This is a genomic window from Hymenobacter koreensis (assembly GCF_039541855.1).
Taxonomy (GTDB): Bacteria; Bacteroidota; Bacteroidia; order Cytophagales; family Hymenobacteraceae; genus Solirubrum; species Solirubrum koreensis.
Genome location: NZ_BAABHA010000002.1, coordinates 552,676 through 568,247 on the forward strand (window position 1 = coordinate 552,676; position 15,572 = coordinate 568,247).

General features: G+C 58.8%; 16 protein-coding genes. 7 read left to right on the top strand and 9 right to left on the bottom strand.

Going from position 1 to position 15,572, the window contains the following annotated elements:
- Positions 1-253 precede the first annotated feature (253 nt).
- Complete coding sequence (locus ABD903_RS05235; RefSeq protein WP_345222038.1) at positions 254-1,189, top strand: phosphatase PAP2 family protein; 936 nt, start codon at positions 254-256, stop codon at positions 1,187-1,189.
- Between the two features lie 21 nt (positions 1,190-1,210).
- Here the strand turns inward: ABD903_RS05235 and aroC are convergent, their stop codons facing one another.
- Both aroC and ABD903_RS05245 read right to left on the bottom strand, forming a co-directional pair.
- On the bottom strand, positions 1,211-2,290 hold the full coding sequence (aroC, locus tag ABD903_RS05240) for a chorismate synthase (protein ID WP_345222040.1): 1,080 nt from the start codon (positions 2,288-2,290) through the stop codon (positions 1,211-1,213).
- Between the two features lie 83 nt (positions 2,291-2,373).
- A complete protein-coding gene (locus ABD903_RS05245) occupies positions 2,374-3,903 on the bottom strand; it encodes a BatD family protein (protein ID WP_345222042.1) in 1,530 nt (509 codons plus the stop codon).
- 608 nt (positions 3,904-4,511) lie between these two features.
- Between ABD903_RS05245 and ABD903_RS05250 the strand changes: the two genes are divergently transcribed.
- The 5 genes from ABD903_RS05250 (at position 4,512) to ABD903_RS05270 (ending at position 8,582) form a co-directional block, all read left to right on the top strand.
- Positions 4,512-5,240, top strand: coding sequence for a ferritin-like domain-containing protein (locus ABD903_RS05250; RefSeq protein ID WP_345222044.1), 729 nt, complete (start codon positions 4,512-4,514; stop codon positions 5,238-5,240).
- 26 nt (positions 5,241-5,266) lie between these two features.
- Entirely contained in the window at positions 5,267-6,190 is a 924-nt protein-coding gene (locus ABD903_RS05255; protein ID WP_345222046.1) for a ferritin-like domain-containing protein, read from the top strand.
- Positions 6,191-6,587: 397 nt separating this feature from the next.
- Positions 6,588-7,292 carry a ferritin-like domain-containing protein gene (locus tag ABD903_RS05260; protein WP_345222047.1) on the top strand — a complete coding sequence of 235 codons (705 nt, stop codon included), beginning with the start codon at positions 6,588-6,590 and terminating at the stop codon, positions 7,290-7,292.
- Positions 7,293-7,308: 16 nt separating this feature from the next.
- Positions 7,309-8,133, top strand: a complete 825-nt coding sequence (locus ABD903_RS05265; protein WP_345222049.1) for a ferritin-like domain-containing protein — start codon at positions 7,309-7,311, stop codon at positions 8,131-8,133.
- Between the two features lie 254 nt (positions 8,134-8,387).
- Positions 8,388-8,582, top strand: a complete 195-nt coding sequence (locus tag ABD903_RS05270; protein ID WP_345222051.1) for a hypothetical protein — start codon at positions 8,388-8,390, stop codon at positions 8,580-8,582.
- On the opposite strand, the gene queG is transcribed toward ABD903_RS05270, so the two are convergent.
- The 5 genes from queG to ruvB form a co-directional block, all read right to left on the bottom strand.
- Positions 8,579-9,556, bottom strand: a complete 978-nt coding sequence (queG, locus tag ABD903_RS05275; RefSeq protein WP_345222053.1) for a tRNA epoxyqueuosine(34) reductase QueG — start codon at positions 9,554-9,556, stop codon at positions 8,579-8,581. The two genes, ABD903_RS05270 and queG, sit on opposite strands and share 4 nt — an antisense overlap.
- 153 nt (positions 9,557-9,709) lie before the next feature.
- Positions 9,710-10,324: a hypothetical protein gene (locus ABD903_RS05280; protein ID WP_345222055.1), complete on the bottom strand. Its 615-nt coding sequence runs from the start codon at positions 10,322-10,324 to the stop codon at positions 9,710-9,712.
- Positions 10,325-10,504: 180 nt separating this feature from the next.
- Complete coding sequence (locus ABD903_RS05285; protein ID WP_345222057.1) at positions 10,505-10,705, bottom strand: helix-turn-helix domain-containing protein; 201 nt, start codon at positions 10,703-10,705, stop codon at positions 10,505-10,507.
- A gap of 3 nt (positions 10,706-10,708) precedes the next feature.
- On the bottom strand, positions 10,709-11,236 hold the full coding sequence (locus ABD903_RS05290) for a DUF2975 domain-containing protein (protein ID WP_345222058.1): 528 nt from the start codon (positions 11,234-11,236) through the stop codon (positions 10,709-10,711).
- A gap of 230 nt (positions 11,237-11,466) precedes the next feature.
- The gene (gene ruvB, locus ABD903_RS05295; protein ID WP_345223092.1) at positions 11,467-12,516 is read right to left on the bottom strand and encodes a Holliday junction branch migration DNA helicase RuvB; all 1,050 of its coding nucleotides are present in this window, start codon (positions 12,514-12,516) and stop codon (positions 11,467-11,469) included.
- Between the two features lie 207 nt (positions 12,517-12,723).
- Here ruvB and ABD903_RS05300 point away from each other — a divergent pair, with 207 nt between their 5' ends.
- Positions 12,724-13,746 (top strand): hypothetical protein, encoded by a 1,023-nt coding sequence (locus ABD903_RS05300; protein WP_345222060.1) that lies wholly within the window; start codon positions 12,724-12,726, stop codon positions 13,744-13,746.
- 12 nt (positions 13,747-13,758) lie between these two features.
- Here the strand turns inward: ABD903_RS05300 and ABD903_RS05305 are convergent, their stop codons facing one another.
- A complete protein-coding gene (locus ABD903_RS05305) occupies positions 13,759-14,559 on the bottom strand; it encodes a hypothetical protein (protein ID WP_345222062.1) in 801 nt (266 codons plus the stop codon).
- 71 nt (positions 14,560-14,630) lie between these two features.
- A complete protein-coding gene (locus tag ABD903_RS05310; RefSeq protein ID WP_345222064.1) occupies positions 14,631-15,563 on the bottom strand; it encodes a helix-turn-helix domain-containing protein in 933 nt (310 codons plus the stop codon).
- Positions 15,564-15,572: the final 9 nt, after the last annotated feature.

Consider the following 15,572-nt stretch of genomic DNA (forward strand, 5'->3'; position numbering starts at 1 on the left):
ATCCATCAGCAACTACCAAGCAGGATAAGAAGTAAGCAGCAATGAAGCTGGCTTGCCGAAGCAGCCGACTAACCGCCTACCCTGAGAAAAACCCTGCGGTAATGCCAGCTCATTGCGTGAGCTACCGTTTTCTATATTCTTGCCAAAACCCCTACGTTTAACTGCCTGTTAAAACCGCTCAAATGCGGCAACTTGGCCGTTAAAACATTCACCCTAAGCTGCCACTCATCAGGTTCACCGCTCGCATTCCTCTATGACTATGACATGTACTGGCCGTAGTTTTTGGCGCGTGTTCCTGCTACTAGGGCTGATGACGGGCTCCTTGGTCGGACAAGCCCAGGAGGTAACGGCACCGGTTTCCCTCCCCGGCGTTGACCTCCTACCCAGCCTCCGCGATACGCTGCCCCCGGGCCAGCCGGTCAAGGATTTGGTAGCGGCCCGCCCGCTGTGGTGGCGGCAGCTGGTGCTGCCTGCGGGGCTGGTGGGTGCCGGTGCCCTGCTGCGCAAGGACCTGTACATAGAAGATATCGAGCTACTGGAAATCGGGGAGTTGGAATTGGAGATAGAGGACCTGAAACTGGGTCCCGACAAAGGTATACGTACCCGCGCCCGCCGCCACTTTGCCGGCCTCCGCACTACCCTCGACGACCACCTGCGCTACGTGCCCGGCTTTGCTACCCTGGGCCTGAGCGTACTGGGCGTAGAGGGCCGGCACAAAACCATAGATCAGGCGCTGCTGCTGGGCATGATTCACGTGCTCAACGGTGAAAGCACCCACCACCTGAAGCGTCTGACGGCGGTATCCCGTCCGCATGGGCGCTCCTTCGACTCGTTCCCGAGTGCCCATGCCAGCGCGGCTTTCGCCCGGGCCCATTTTATGCACAAGGAATACGGCCACCGCAGCGGCTGGTACACCGCCGCCGGCTACTCCATGGCGGTGGCTACCGGGGCGCTACGCATTGCCAAAGACAACCACTGGTTTTCCGATGTGCTGGCCGGCGCCGGAGTAGGCATTTTATCCACCGAGCTGGTGTACCTGGCTTACCCCGGCATTAAGCGCACAACGCAGCGTGCCTGGCAGCGCCTGCGCCCCGGCCGCCCAGACCTCTCCAGCCAAGCATTAGTATTGCCATTTTATGCCCAAGGAGCCGCGGGCGCCACGCTCATCGTGCACTTGCCTGGGCGGTAAGCAGCGGCCCTTGCCCGGCACCTACACCCGACTGGCCCGCGCGCGCAAGAGCATATCGGCCAGCACCAGGTTCGTCATGGCGTCCACGATGGGCACGGCGCGTGGAAGCACGCAGGGGTCGTGGCGGCCCTTACCGGCCAGCTCAATGGCCTCGCCCTGGTCGTTTATTGTTTGCTGAGCTTGTAGGATGGTAGCCACGGGCTTAAAGGCCACGCGGAAGTAAATATCCTGCCCGTTGCTGATACCGCCCTGAATACCGCCCGAATGATTGGTGCGGGTGCGTACCTGCCCTTGCTCGTCGGTGTAAAAAGCATCGTTGTGCTCCGAGCCAAAGAGCAACGTACCCGCGAAGCCCGATCCGTACTCGAAGCCCTTCACGGCGTTAATGCTGAGCATGGCTTTGCCCAGCTCGGCGTGGAGCTTATCGAACACCGGCTCGCCCAGGCCGGTGGGCACCCCCGTAACTACGCCCGTAACCAGCCCGCCCACGGTGTCGTGCCGGTCGCGGGTTTGGCGAATGAGCTCGGCCATACGCTCGGCGGTTTCGGGATGGGGGCAGCGCACCAGGTTTGAATCAATCAGACTCAAGTCGAGCTGCTCGTAGCCCATAGGCACCGCCACCGCGCCCACCTGCGACACGTAGCTGCGGGCCTGAATGCCGTGGTGGCGGAGGAGCTCAGCGGCTACGGCCCCGGCGGCTACGCGCGCCGCGGTTTCACGGGCCGAGCTGCGGCCGCCGCCTCGGTAGTCGCGGTGGCCGTATTTCTGGTCGTAGGTGTAGTCGGCGTGCGAGGGGCGGTAGGCGTGCTGAATGTGGGTGTAGTCGTGGCTGCGCTGGTCGGCGTTGCGAATGAACAGGCCGATGGGCGTACCGGTGGTTTGCCCTTCAAACAAGCCCGACAACACCTCCACGGTATCGGCCTCGTTGCGCGGCGTGGTCAGTTCCGATTGCCCCGGCCGGCGCCGGTCCAGTGCCGCCTGAATGGCGGCTGGGTCCACGGCCAGCCCGGCTGGGCAGCCATCGATAACCACGCCAATACCCGCTCCGTGCGATTCACCAAACGTGCTGATGCGGAAAAGCTGTCCGTAGGAATTACTCATGAAGTGTCGAAATGAAAAGGCCGCTCCTAAGGCAGCCGCGGCGCTTACCGCACCGGTGACCAGCGCAGCTTATGGGGCCGAAGTTACGCCCTGCCGGCACGCCACCAACCCACCACCGCCAGCACGCCCAGGATGCCCACCACCGCAAAAGCGTAGCGCCGGGTTTTCTGCGGGGTATCGAGGTCTTGCAGCTTGTTAGAGGCGGCGGCAATCTGTTGGGCGTAGAACGGATCGGCCCGAATGTAGGCGGCGGCCGGGGTAGCGTGGGCCGTGTCTCCTTTAACCGTAAGCACCAGTTCCGGCCGTAGCGTATCGTAGCGGCTCTGGTTCAGGTCGAACACGGGCAACGCAAACACTTCGCGCAGGCGGTATGTGCCGGGCTGCCGGGCCACTAAACGGTAGCGCAGCACTTTGCGGCCGGCTACCCGGCCGTTTTGGCGCGTTACTTCCTGGCGCACATTGGGCCCGTAAAGCTCTAGTCCCGGTGGCAAGGTTACCGTGGGCGCGGGCAGAGCAGCAAGGTTGCCTTCGCCGGTGAGTGTAATGGAATAGCCTATGGCCTGTCCGGTTTGAAACGCGGTGCGGTCGATACCCTCCTGCAGGCGGTAGCGCCCCACGGCTACGGGCCCGGCACCGGCAGCGGGCAAAGGTCGCACGGGAATAGTGCGCGGTTGGCTTCGGTAGGTTTTGTAGCCTACCAAACGGTTGTCGGTGCCTTCCACAGGGCGTTTGGCCACGCGGTATTTCTTCATTTCGAGACTGAGGGCCGGAAACTGCAGCGGCTGCGCGTTCAGGGGATAGTACACGGCCTCGTGCAGCCGATAGCGCAAAAAGGGTTTGCCGTTAATGCGCACCGAATCGGGCACGATGTCGGTTTCGTCGAAGGTTTCTTCCCAAGCCGTGGCCGGCCGCAGCTGGCTGATAAGCGCCGGCAATTGTTCGGAAAAGCGGTGGAAATCGAGCAGGCCCTGATCGGCGGGGGCGAGGTAGAAATACAGCCCGATGTGCACCGGCTCGCCCACCCAGGCGCTGGTTTTATCGGGCACCACGGCCAGAAACGCGTTGTCCTGCTGTTCCACGTACTCCTGCGGCTTGGGCTTGCCAAATAGCTCGTCCAAAGAGCCAATGCCTTGCAAGGGTGCGGGCTTTTGCGGCGCAGCGGGCGTAGCAGCCACGGCAGGCTGCGGCTCCACGTGCAGCGCAGCCCCCACCGAGCGTACCTGCTGCCCGTTTACCGTGAGCGTGAAAGGCGGCAGCTCAAAATCGCCTTCGTTGTAAGCCGCGTAACGCTGCGTGAGCAACAGCTCAACGGTGGCTTTACCGTTCACGATGCGCGTAGTGGTGGTCGATGATTTGCCGCTTTTCTTAAATCCCACGATGTCGGGGAAGGCGGAATAACGGTCGAGCTTCGCTCCGCGCAACCGAAGCGAAATCGTGAAATAGTCGTTTACCGGAAACGTGGTGCGCCCCAGTTCCAGCACGGCTTGCTGGCCGGCAGGCGGTGCTTGGGTCGGCGGCGCCACAGCCGCGGGAGGAGTAGCGGGCAGGGTTTGTGCCCAAGCCCCGGTCGCTAGCCAGCTCCACCCCAGAAAGAGAATCAGACGAAGCAGCATTCTATCAAAACTACGCAAAAGCGGATTTCATCGGCTCCCAACGTAAGAGGCAACGCCCAATGGCAGCCCTTTTAACGGCGTCGGACGCCCGACAATTCAACGATGGCGCTGCTTTTAGGCTGCTTACCAAACCGGTTCCCCGGCAGCCGTTGTCTTGGTCGTAAAGGTTAAGCAGAACCGCTTTGTTCCTGCGCTTACCAATCCAGAGCACCCGCTAGCCCCTGCTACAAGAGCACCGGTCTCGTGCGGCGCATCTGACTTGCCTTCGTGCCTCCACCATTCTTAGGCCCTGGAAGGCGACAGGCCAGGAAACCACAACGCAATACAGAAAACGAGCAAAAGGCCCATATAATTTTCATCTACTACCAAGTTATTTTACGAATAATAAAAAGCAGCTTATCAGCCTTCTAAAACCTTTACGGGGCGTTTTGGGGCTGATAGCACTTTCGGTATAGAAAAAATGGACGTCGCGCGCAAACCATTATTCACTAATATGCCGTAAGTGGGGTGAAATACACTCCCGCCCCTTTCATCTTTTCGTTTCACGGACCCCTCTCCAGGGGCTGAACGGGGCCTCTTTGTCTTTTTTCACCTAACTGTTTATCCCCATGTCCACACCTTTGCAAACGCCCGAAAACGGCCTGGACCTCGGAGGAGCGCTTCAAAAGCCCATTCAGCGTCGCTCCTTCCTGCGGTACTCCGGTGCCACGCTTGCCGTCGGCGGCTTACTGTTAGCCGGCTGCGACGACGATGACGAAGGCGACGTAACGGCCGAGGTACAACTAGGCACCGGCAACGTAGGCGTCCTGAACTACGCTTACGCCTTGGAACAGCTTGAAGCTGCGTTTTACGCTCAAGTAATAGCAACGCCGTACACCGGCATTACGGCCGACGAAACAGCCGCGCTCCGCGCCATTGCCCGCCACGAAGCCATTCACCGGGACTTTTTCAAAGCGGCCATCACCCGAGACGCGCCCGGGCAAATCATTGGCAACCTGACGCCAAACTTCTCCGCCGTCACTTTTAGCAGCCGCCAATCGGTGTTGGAAACGGCACGCACCTTTGAGGACCTGGGCGTAGCGGCGTACAACGGTGCCGGCCGGCTAATTGATACGTCGAATGCGGCCGGGGCTACTTACCTGCTACTGGCCGGCAAAATTGTATCGGTGGAAGCGCGCCATGCGGCCCAGATACGCGACATCATTCAGTTAGGGTCGTTTGCCAACGATGTGGTTAATGCCGTGGGCCTCGACCGTGCCCTGACGCCCACAGAAGTGCTGGCCGCTGCCCAACCCTTTATCAGGGAGCGAATCAACGGCAGCCAGATCGGTAGCTAATCCACCCACATCATCTCCGAACGACCATGAATCTATTCAAAATCCTCGCTGACCTAGAGAAGGTGGACCCCGAAGTAATGGACCGCCTCAACCACCGCCGTAGTGCGCTGGCGGCTCTGGGCAACATCACCAAGAAAATTACGCTGGCCACGGCTCCAGCCATACTGGGCGCTGCCTTCAACAAAACCCTGGCGCAAGGCGCTGGCAGCCCGCTGAACGATGTGCTGAACTACGCCCTGCTGCTGGAGCGTTTGGAAGCTGCTTTCTATATCCAGGCCTTGCAAGCCCCCACCCTCACCGCGGCCTTTACGGGCAACGCAGGCATACGGACCGGCATCGAAAAAATCCGCGACAACGAAAACGCCCACGTGAAATTGCTGGAAGCGGCCCTCGGCACTAACGCCGCTGCCGCCCCGCGAGGCTTTAACTTTACGGCTGCTTACGCCGACCTGCCTACTTTCCTGACGTTTGCCCAAGCCTTCGAAGACCTGGGCGTGCGGGCTTACAAAGGCCAAGCGGGTAACATCTCGCGCACTGCTACGGCTACAATTCCCTCCGTTAGCGTTACCAACGCCGGTCAAACGAGCACGGTAGCCATCGGTACGGTTAACGTGTTGCAGGTAGCGCTCCAGATTCACGCTACCGAAGCCCGTCACGCGGCCTACGTTCGGTATCTGCGGCGGCAACCTGCCCTGGGTTCCAGTGGCAGTGCCGGCAACCAGTTCGGTTGGATTACCCTCGCGCAGAACAACGGGGCTCCCGCCGCGGTGTACGGTGCAGGTAATGGTGCGGCTTTCCCGGCCGAATCGAACGTCAGTCAAGCCAACGTCGATCTTACCACGCTGATGGCAACGCCGGCTTACACGGCGGCCGAAGTCAGTGAGGCCTTTGATGAGGCTTTGGATAGCGCTAAAGTTCGCGAAATTGCCACACCCTTTATTCTTCCATAACGGAAGCTATGCCTTTGTAAAGCCAGTTCTGTCCCAGAACTGGCTTTTTCTTTTTAGGCAAGATTGGCGGCAATGCCCCTTTGCCTAACTGTGCACGCAAAACCATGCAGGGTCACTACTGCGAAAGAGAGGGTACTGCCGCGTTAATTGGCGGAAACGCGGGATAAAACGCCAGGCCGAACGTTGTATCAACTACGTCTCTTCCAACTTCACCAAGGCCAGCAGACGACATGCACCTGCGCAGAATGGATTAATCGTGGTCCTTTCGGTGTCAAATCCACGCGTGCAACCGTTGCCCGGTCCCGGGGCTCACTACCTTGGCGCATCCCGCGTTATCGGGTTACCTTTGTTACTGGGGCGCTGCATTTGTTGCCCGTTTTTCTTCTTTCGTTTTTTCATGGCTGAGCCCGTCACAAACAGCTCGTTTACGTTTTCCGCGCTGCCATCGCGCCGTCGTTTCCTGCGTGCCGCGGGCACGACCGTTGCTGCCTCGTTGGTGCTAGCCGCCTGTGGCGACGACGACCCTGAACCCGTTCCGACCAGTAACCTTCTGTCGCTGGGTGCCGGCGACGTGGGCATTATGAGTTACCTGTACCGCCTCAAGCAGTTGCAGGCCGAGTTCTACCAAAAAGTAATTACGGCGCCGCCCACGGGCATGACCACTGCCGAACTGGACGTGCTCAAGGAAATAGCCCTGCATGAACAGGTTCAGCGGGATTTTCTACGGGCTTTGCTCGAGCAAAACTCCCAGGTAGCGTTGCTGCTGGCCGTGCAGTATAGCTTTGCCTCTTTTGAAATGACCACCCGCCAGGGTGTACTCTCCGCTGCCCGGCAGCTGGAGGACCTAGGCGTAGCGGCCATGAACGGCGTAGGAAACCTGATAAGCACCTTCCTCAACCTAAATCTGGTGACCAAGATCACGTCGGTGGAGGCCCGCCACGCCGCTACCGTGCGCAACCTGCTAACGCCCGGTTCCTTTGCCGGCACCGACGTGGTTAACACCGAAGGCCTCGACAAAGTGCTGACGCCAACCGAAGGTGTGGTGGAGCTGAACAAGTTCAGTTCTATTCCCTTCACCGCCGCATTCCTGCCCACAAGCTGATCATCGCCTACCGCTCATGAACTTTCTATCCTTTCTCGATGCGTTGAGCCAGGCCGATTCGGTCAGTTCCATTTCGCGACGTCCCACGCTGCAACAGCTTCGCCGCGCCGCTGCTGCGCTGTCGCCCATTGCATTAAGTGTGGCCGCTACGCGGCCTGCTGCCGCTCAACGCACCGGTAACGCCCTAGATGCACTGTTGCTGGCCCTGCGCCTGGAACGGCTTCAGCAGGAATTTTACACCCGCGCCGCAGCTTCGACCAACCTTGCCAGCCTGAACGCCGATTTACAGGTGCTTAAAGCACACCAAACGGCGCATGTTACCAAGCTGGAGAACATTCTTCGCGACTCGGGCGGCACGCTGCCAGCCCAACCGAACTACGACTTCCGGGGCGGGGCCAATAACCCCGGCAATGCCATTTTTGCTGCCGATGTGTTTACCAACCCGGCTACGTTTCTGGCGGTAGCCCAAACCCTGGAGGACTTTGGGGTGCGGGCATACAAAGCCGCTCTACCCGTACTGGCTAACGACGAGGCGCTGCTGCAACTCGTGTTACGCATGCACTCCGTGGAAGCCCGCCATGCGGCTCACGTCCGTCGGCTTCGCGGCCAGAAAGCTTGGGTTTCCGGCCTGGATACAGGTGGCCCGGTTCCCGGCAAAACCGACCGGTTTTACGAAGGCGAAGACCGCGTAAAACAGTTTGTAACGGCCACCACCGAGCAGGACATTACCAAGCTCACCGGCTACGATACCGCCGATAAACTCCCTCCCATTACCGAATCATTCGACGAACCGCTGACCATTCCAGCCGTTGAAACCCTGCTGGCCCGGTTTACCTATTAACAACTGGTAGGACAGCTTGGGCCAGGTACCAAAAGCCGAAGCCCCGCGTTACTTGCTGTAGCGCGGGGCTTCTTTGTGGATTAGCGTTAGGTTAAAATTCAAGTTTTACTTGCATTTAAGTCCCTTGTTGTTGTAACTTTCTATTGAATCGCCGCTGCTCAAACCTGCCGGGTTAGCCTTTTTTGTTTCTATTCGTATAGGGACGCGCTAGCCTACTACACAACCAATTTCCCCACCTACTTACCCTGAGCATCATGTTGGAATACGTGAAGACCATTCTGATCAAAGTTAGCTTCGACCGGACGCTGTTTGAGAAAGAACTTCGCAAAGCACTTCGGACCTTGGTCCCCGAAGAAGTAAAGCAACTTAAGGCTTGGTGTTATACACAGTTTTCCAAACTCTACCGCCGCGTGCTTAAGCGCGTGTTTGCACAGGTTCGCCTGGCCTAGCTTGGTTCGGTGGCCGGCCCAGCTCCCGGGCCGGGCCCGGCTACAAACCGAATGTTGCGCGTGAGGCCCGCATAGCCGGTACGCTTCACGGCCGAGTGCCGGAACAATTCATTAAACACTTCGTGGGTTATTTCCTGCCAGTCGGTGGGGCGCATGTCCTTTAAACCGGGGTGCGGCTGAAACTGCGTTTCCTGCGTGGGCCGCGAAAAGCGGTTCCAGGGGCACACGTCCTGGCAGATGTCGCAGCCGAATACCCAGTTCCCAAACTGGCCGGCTACGCTTTGCGGCAGTTGGTCTTTCAGCTCGATGGTGAAGTAGCTGATGCACTTGGTGCCGTCTACCACGTAGGGCTCGGTAATGGCCTGCGTAGGGCACGCATCCAGGCAGCGGGTGCAGGAGCCGCAGTAGTCCCGAATGGGGCCATCATAGGTTAGCTCTACGTCTACAATCAACTCGGCAATGAAGTAAAAACTGCCGGCGCCGGGCGTTATCAGGTTGCTGTTTTTGCCTACCCAGCCCAGGCCGCTTTTCTTGGCCCAGGCCTTGTCGAGGACCGGCGCCGAGTCGACAAACGCGCGGCCGCCCACTTCGCCGATGTGCGCCTGCATGTCCTGCAGCAGCGTTTTTAGCTTGTCTTTGATAACGTGGTGATAATCGCGCCCGTAGGCGTACTTGCTGATTTTAAAGGTATCGTCGGGCTGCTGGTTTTCCTCGGTGGGGTAATAATTCAGCAGCAGGGATATGACTGATTTGGCCCCATCTACCAAGCGGCGCGGGTCTAGGCGCTTATCGAAATGGTTTTCCATCCAGCGCATCTGACCCTGCATGCCCTTTGCTAACCACTGCTCCAGGCGCGGGGCATCTTCCTCCAAAAACTCTGCCCGCGAAATACCGCACGCCATAAAGCCCAGCTCCGCCGCCCGGCGTTTGATGAAGGCGGTGTATTCGAGGCGGGTGAGGTCGGAGGCGAGCATGCGGGCAAAGGTCGGGAGAATGTAGCGCCAAGCGGCGCTTGGCGCTACACGTGCCGCCAACAAGCAACTACGCCCAAACGGTTCGTTTGGGCGTAGTTGCTTGCGGGTTGCTGAGCAGCTAACAGCACTAGCGCTGTTGTTTGTACGCCCGCCCTAAGTGTTTTGCATGGTGTAGCACATGGTTCTGGTTGTCGGTTCCATGAAAATGTAGAGGTTTCCATCGCACCAGAAATTCAACTTCTCGAAATACTCCGCTGTATTTGGAGTGGGTTCAATGTTGCTGTAGGTAGCCCTGATTTCGCTGAAGCTGCCTAACTGACACACGAACCGCATTGGTTTGCCACTTTTGGGACAAATGGGGATAACCGCTTCTTGCAGCCATTCGGGCTCACCGCAGATGCCGATGTATTCAAACTCGTCGATTTCATCATTCTGCTCCGCTCTCACTTTCACTGCTTCGAATACGATTTGCGAATTACTGTCAATCTCGTCGAAGGCGCTGGTTGAAGCAGCCGTGTCTTGCGGTTCAATTATCGTTGGGCTTTCCGGGTTAGTATAATCCAAATAGACCGCATACTCATCGGTATAAATTGGATGTATCAGGTTCACCTTAAAAGGCAGCCAAGCTAATACAGGATCAGTATTGTCGATGTAGCCTAAGTATTGAAATCCTGCAATAAACTCATTTGCTGGTATAGAGAAGTCTTGCGGAACAGGTCCTCCTATTTGGTGTTCACCATTTTCGTTTCGTACTAATTCGAATTGCATATTAGGCTGATAAGTGAGTTGGCGCAAAAAAGCGGCTGAAAGCTTCCCCGAATGGTACTTTCGGCCGCTTTACAAAAGAACAAAGGATTTACTCCTGCGTGAACAAATTCCCGGCTGCGTTAGCGCGCACATGCTGGGCAGCGGGCGGCCGCGAAGTCTGCAGGCCGTGCCAGGCATCTCCTATCGGTATTCCAAAATGTCGCCCGGCTGGCAATCGAGAGCTTTGCAAATGGATTCCAGGGTACTGAAGCGCACGGCCTTGGCTTTGCCGGTTTTTAGAATAGAGAGGTTAGCAAGTGTTAAATCTACCCTCTCAGAAAGCTCGTTCAACGTCATTTTGCGCTTAGCCATCATAACGTCCAGGTTTACAACTATCGGCATGGGTCACACCGTCAACTCGTGTTCGGACTGAATGTCGGTACCTCTTTTGAACACCTGCGCGATGATGAAGATGATGCCGGCCAGGAACAAAAACTCGCCGCCCGACCAACCTACAGGTACCGCCACACCGCTTTTCGTCAGCCATTTGCAATAGGACCCGGCTATTAGCGCAACTACTCCCGCCTGCAAAGCGGCCTGGCTGATTTTAGTTATCAGCAGGGCTACTGCCGGGCTAAACGGCGTGGCGAAGTCGATTTTGCGGAAAATCTGAATGACCAGATATGCCATGTAGGCTTTCATGGCCAGAAGGTAAACCGTGAATGAAACCACGCCGGCGTAGTGCTCGACACTAAAGCTGCTCAGCTCCGATAAATCCAGCCCCATGTACAGGTCCTGTGCCCCGCTGGGGTTAATGAACAGGCTCACGAAAAAGGAAATCAGGATTGCTCCGGTCTGGATACACAGCCCAATGAAAACAACCCAGAACACGCCGTGCATTAGGTTCAGAACGAACGTCGATTGTGGCTTCATAAACGAAGTTGTTGGATAAGCCCCGAAAGCAGCACCCGCTCCGGCCCCGTGCCGGAACGCTCTGCCCGTTGCAATTATCAATAAATATTTATCGGTAAACAATAAAACATGTTTTTTTTGCTTTCCCGGCCAGGATTCATCGTTAGCCTGCCGCAACCCGCCCGGCCCGGTAAAAGCAAAAGGCCCCCGAACGAACCGTCCGGGGGCCTTTGCCTTGTAATGCGTTGCGCCTACTCCTGCGTGAACAGGTCGCCGGCTACGTTACCGCGCATGTGCTGGGGCAGCGGGCGACCGAGGTGCTTGTAGGCGGCTTCGGTGGCTTCGCGGCCGCGGGAGGTGCGCTTGATATAGCCTTCCTGAATCAGGAAGGGCTCGTAGACTTCCTCAATGGTTTCGCCTTCTTCGCCGCAGGCCGTGGCAATGGTGCTGATGCCCACGGGGCCGCCCTTGAATTTGTCGATGATGGTGGACAGGATGCGCTTGTCCATGTCGTCGAGCCCGTGGTGGTCGACGTCGAGGGCGTTGAGGGCAAACTGGGCAATATCGACGGTGATGGTGCCGGTGCCTTTGATTTGGGCGAAGTCGCGGGTGCGGCGCAGCAGGTTGTTGGCAATACGGGGCGTACCGCGTGAGCGGCGGGCAATTTCGAAGGCGGCATCCTCGTGAATGGGCGTGCCCAGGATTTCGGCCGAGCGCTGAACGATGCTGGTGAGCAGCTTGGCGTCGTAATACTCCAGGCGGGAGCTGATGCCGAAACGGGCGCGCAGCGGCGAGGTGAGCATGCCCGAGCGCGTGGTGGCGCCAATGAGCGTGAACGGCGACAACGAAATTTGCACCGAACGGGCATTCGGACCCGAATCGAGCATGATGTCGATGCGGTAGTCCTCCATGGCCGAGTACAGGTACTCTTCCACCACGGGGTTCAGGCGGTGAATTTCGTCGATGAAAAGTACGTCGTGCTGCTCCAGATTGGTGAGCAGGCCCGCCAGGTCGGAGGGCTTGTCGAGCACCGGGCCGGAGGTCATCTTGATGCCGGCGCCCAGCTCGTTGGCAATGATGTGCGAGAGGGTGGTTTTGCCGAGGCCGGGAGGGCCGTGCAGCAATACGTGGTCGAGGGCGTCGCCGCGCTGCTTGGCGGCGGCCACGAACACCTTCAGGTTTTCCACCACTTTGTCCTGGCCGGCAAAGTCGTCGAACGACAACGGGCGCAGGGCCTTGTCAATTTCTTTTTCGGTGGGGTCCATGTGGGAGGAGCCGCCGGTGAGGTAGGTTTCGCGCATGGCGTGCGGAGTGTGTTCGTCCATCGGATGTTTCAGAGGTAAAATAACACTACTCTCACCCAAATCATTTCGATGACGCCCGCTTTTTTGCTAATTTTTTAAGCCAAAGTCAGCCAAATTATTTAGCCGGCCCCGGTGGCTGTTTTCTCTGATGCCGAAGTGTGCGCCAAGTTTCTTACCTTTTTATGCCGCGCTCTTCCCCTGTCTATGGCCAAACCGTCTACTTCTGTCTTTAACCAGTTTCCACCCGATTTTTTCGAGCGGCTGGCCCCGTGTATGAATCTGTGCGGCATGGCGTGCATGCAGCTGTTCACCCGCCCCACCGACCCGCTGCCGATGGAAGTAACGGCGCTTACCGGCCTCGATTTGATGCAGACCCGTTTGATTTCGGCCATCAACAGCACTGAGGCCCTGGAACGTCAGTTTCTGGAAGCCCCGCACCTGCTCTACGCGTATTTGCTGGTGGGCCGACTGGCGTTGGAAAGCCCGCTGGCACAGCCCATTATGCGGTATCTGCGGCAAGACGTGGATTTTGACGAGCAGCAAGTAGAGGCCCTGCACACCCATACGCTTTCTTTTGGGGCGGTGCTGATGGAGGCGGTGAGCAAATTCATGGACCAGGAAGAGGGCGACGACCCCGACCTGATGCGCCTGCAGGTGGAAGGCCTGTTTGCCCGGCTCGCCGATACCCTAACGGTGGTTGACGTAATGCAGGAGCTGGCCCTGCAAGCGGCTGAACCGGAAGAGGAGCCGGTGCTGGATATGGGCTTTCTGGAAGCCCAACTGCACATGATTCGGTTGTCGGTAAGCATTACCAAGCTGTTGCCGCTGCTTACCCGGCACCCGTTTGCGCAAGCGCTGCCGGGCTTATCGGCTTGCCCGGCAGCAGCTTTGGACGACATGAGCGCACGCCTGCAGGCCGCCGCACCCGAAGAGCCCATCAGCTTCACCCTCCCCGACCTGCTGCTACTCTACCAGGCCACCCAGGTACTGGCCATGGCGCTGGTGTCGAACGTGCTTGATATTCTGCACTGGCAAAAAGCCATGGCAGAGCCCGATGCCGCCGAGGACGCGCCAGCCCCGTTTACAGCCGACGATTTCAGCCGAAGCCAGGAAATCATTTGCTCTATGATTGCGGGCTTCGTGGAATTCGTGCAGGAGAATTTCGAAGACGAGCCCGGCATGAACGAAGCGCGCGAGGAAGTGGTAGCCCTGGCCGATCTGCTATAAACCGGGCTGCGCTCAGGCACCTTTTGCTGAGGCGCTTAAAGTTGAGGATGCGCTGGTTACCGGCGCTGAAGTTTGGCGGGAAGCTGCCTGAGCGCGGCGCCACAATTGCCGAATGGACAGCACGTGCAAAGTGTAAGCCACCGGCACGATGAACACCGGCAGCCAGACCATGGGGAAATGGGCTATGACCGTGTTAGCCGGCTCGTTCATGAATTGCCGAAACGGCATGGGCGTCGAGAGCATGGCAACGGCAACGATGTTCACGAGCAAAGCCAGCCCTACAATATTCCAGCCCAGCGCCACCTGCCAGGGCCAGCGTGGCCGCGTGAAGCAGAAATACGCCACCACCGGCGCCGTTAGGCCCGTTAGTACGTCCCAATTCAGGCCTTCGAACGTCATTTGCCTGGGCACCACGCCGGCCAGGAACAGCAGCCACAGCACCAGCTCGACTACTATGCGCATGCTTTGCAAGTAAATAAGCCCCGCCGGGGACAGCGCATCGAGCAAACGGCCCACGGCGGCCGAGCGGGCCAGCAGCACCGCCGCTACCAGCGGCACCGGCAACAGCAGCATGAGCAGCGGCGGACGCGCCTCAAAATCCTGCAGCTGGCCCGCGGCGGCTAGTGCGGCCGTTAACCCCAGCCACATCAGCAGGCTCGCTCCCGCCCAAATAAGGAGGCGGCTGCCCGATGCAGCACCGGTAGGGGCAGTACGCCCAAGCCCGTGGCGCAGGCCCAGAAGCACCAGCCCCAATACGGCCCCCACTAGCGCCGCAAACAGGCTGGTAGCCAGCAAATACACGTTGTTTTCCATAGCGGTAATGAGCAGTTGGGTTACGAGGCTAAGGTAGCGAGACGTACCAGGGCCTGGGTTTACCAAAATTGCTATTTCGCACCGGCTGCCCCGCCGTGCGGAAGTAAGGCACTTGGCCAGAGGCCGGTGCTTTGGTGCAGGGCCCGGCCAAAGGCGCTGGTGCTTTCGAAACCCACCAGCTCGGCAACGGCGCCAACGGGCAACTGCCCAATCTGCAGCAGTTCCTGCCCCTTCCGCAGCCGCAGCTGCCGTAGGTAAGCATAGGGCGTTTGGCCGTGCAGGGCCCGGAACAGCCGCAGGTAGTGGAACTTCGACAGGCACGCCACCTCGGCCAGTTCGTCGAGGCTCAGGTCGCGGGGGTAGTAGCTGTGCAGGTAATCCACGGACCAGCTCAGCCGCCGAAATATTTCCTGCTGCGTGGCGCGCTTCACGGCAGGGAGCTGGGCGGCCACTTGCTGGGCCTGGTGGTGCACCCCCAGCAGATGGGCCACCAGTTGCAGCAGCAGCTGTTCGCGCAACAGCGCATTGGCGTTAAACGCCTCGGCGTGCTGGCGAATTTGGCCAACGAGGGCACGTATGGATTCGTCCTTGGGGTAAAGCCGGGAATAAAACTCCACCGCCGGCGCAGGGCCACGGGGGTCGTCTAATAAGCGGTCGGCTGGGGTAGTTAGGTCGCGCAGGGCCGTTTCGGCCAGTTGGTCGCCGAAATGGATGTTGAAGGTTTCCGTTTCGCCCGGCTCCTCCACAGCAAGGGTGTAATGCTCGGCGCGGTTCGAGAGAAAATAGGTATCAGTCTCGATGCGCACGCGGCGCTGGCCCACGGCGCAGGTACTGGCCCCCGCCAGATTCATGAACAACGACAGAGGCCCGCAAACGTCAGGCCGATGCACGGGGCCGCTGGGCCGCGCCTGAATGATAACGCTGGGCCAGCCCCGACCATCGGCGAAGCGGTGCGCTACTTCACGCTTCAGCCACAATAGGTCGGGGAAGGCGGTGCGCAACATGGCAAAACC

Excerpts from the sequence above, each read along its gene's own strand:
- ABD903_RS05235 (WP_345222038.1), top strand. The coding sequence starts at position 254 with ATGACTATGACATGTACTGGCCGTAGTTTTTGGCGCGTGTTCCTGCTA.
- aroC (WP_345222040.1), bottom strand. The coding sequence starts at position 2,290 with ATGAGTAATTCCTACGGACAGCTTTTCCGCATCAGCACGTTTGGTGAA.
- ABD903_RS05245 (WP_345222042.1), bottom strand. The coding sequence starts at position 3,903 with ATGCTGCTTCGTCTGATTCTCTTTCTGGGGTGGAGCTGGCTAGCGACC.
- ABD903_RS05250 (WP_345222044.1), top strand. The coding sequence starts at position 4,512 with ATGTCCACACCTTTGCAAACGCCCGAAAACGGCCTGGACCTCGGAGGA.
- ABD903_RS05255 (WP_345222046.1), top strand. The coding sequence starts at position 5,267 with ATGAATCTATTCAAAATCCTCGCTGACCTAGAGAAGGTGGACCCCGAA.
- ABD903_RS05260 (WP_345222047.1), top strand. The coding sequence starts at position 6,588 with ATGGCTGAGCCCGTCACAAACAGCTCGTTTACGTTTTCCGCGCTGCCA.
- ABD903_RS05265 (WP_345222049.1), top strand. The coding sequence starts at position 7,309 with ATGAACTTTCTATCCTTTCTCGATGCGTTGAGCCAGGCCGATTCGGTC.
- ABD903_RS05270 (WP_345222051.1), top strand. The coding sequence starts at position 8,388 with ATGTTGGAATACGTGAAGACCATTCTGATCAAAGTTAGCTTCGACCGG.
- queG (WP_345222053.1), bottom strand. The coding sequence starts at position 9,556 with ATGCTCGCCTCCGACCTCACCCGCCTCGAATACACCGCCTTCATCAAA.
- ABD903_RS05280 (WP_345222055.1), bottom strand. The coding sequence starts at position 10,324 with ATGCAATTCGAATTAGTACGAAACGAAAATGGTGAACACCAAATAGGA.
- ABD903_RS05285 (WP_345222057.1), bottom strand. The coding sequence starts at position 10,705 with ATGCCGATAGTTGTAAACCTGGACGTTATGATGGCTAAGCGCAAAATG.
- ABD903_RS05290 (WP_345222058.1), bottom strand. The coding sequence starts at position 11,236 with ATGAAGCCACAATCGACGTTCGTTCTGAACCTAATGCACGGCGTGTTC.
- ruvB (WP_345223092.1), bottom strand. The coding sequence starts at position 12,516 with ATGCGCGAAACCTACCTCACCGGCGGCTCCTCCCACATGGACCCCACC.
- ABD903_RS05300 (WP_345222060.1), top strand. The coding sequence starts at position 12,724 with ATGGCCAAACCGTCTACTTCTGTCTTTAACCAGTTTCCACCCGATTTT.
- ABD903_RS05305 (WP_345222062.1), bottom strand. The coding sequence starts at position 14,559 with ATGGAAAACAACGTGTATTTGCTGGCTACCAGCCTGTTTGCGGCGCTA.
- ABD903_RS05310 (WP_345222064.1), bottom strand. The coding sequence starts at position 15,563 with ATGTTGCGCACCGCCTTCCCCGACCTATTGTGGCTGAAGCGTGAAGTA.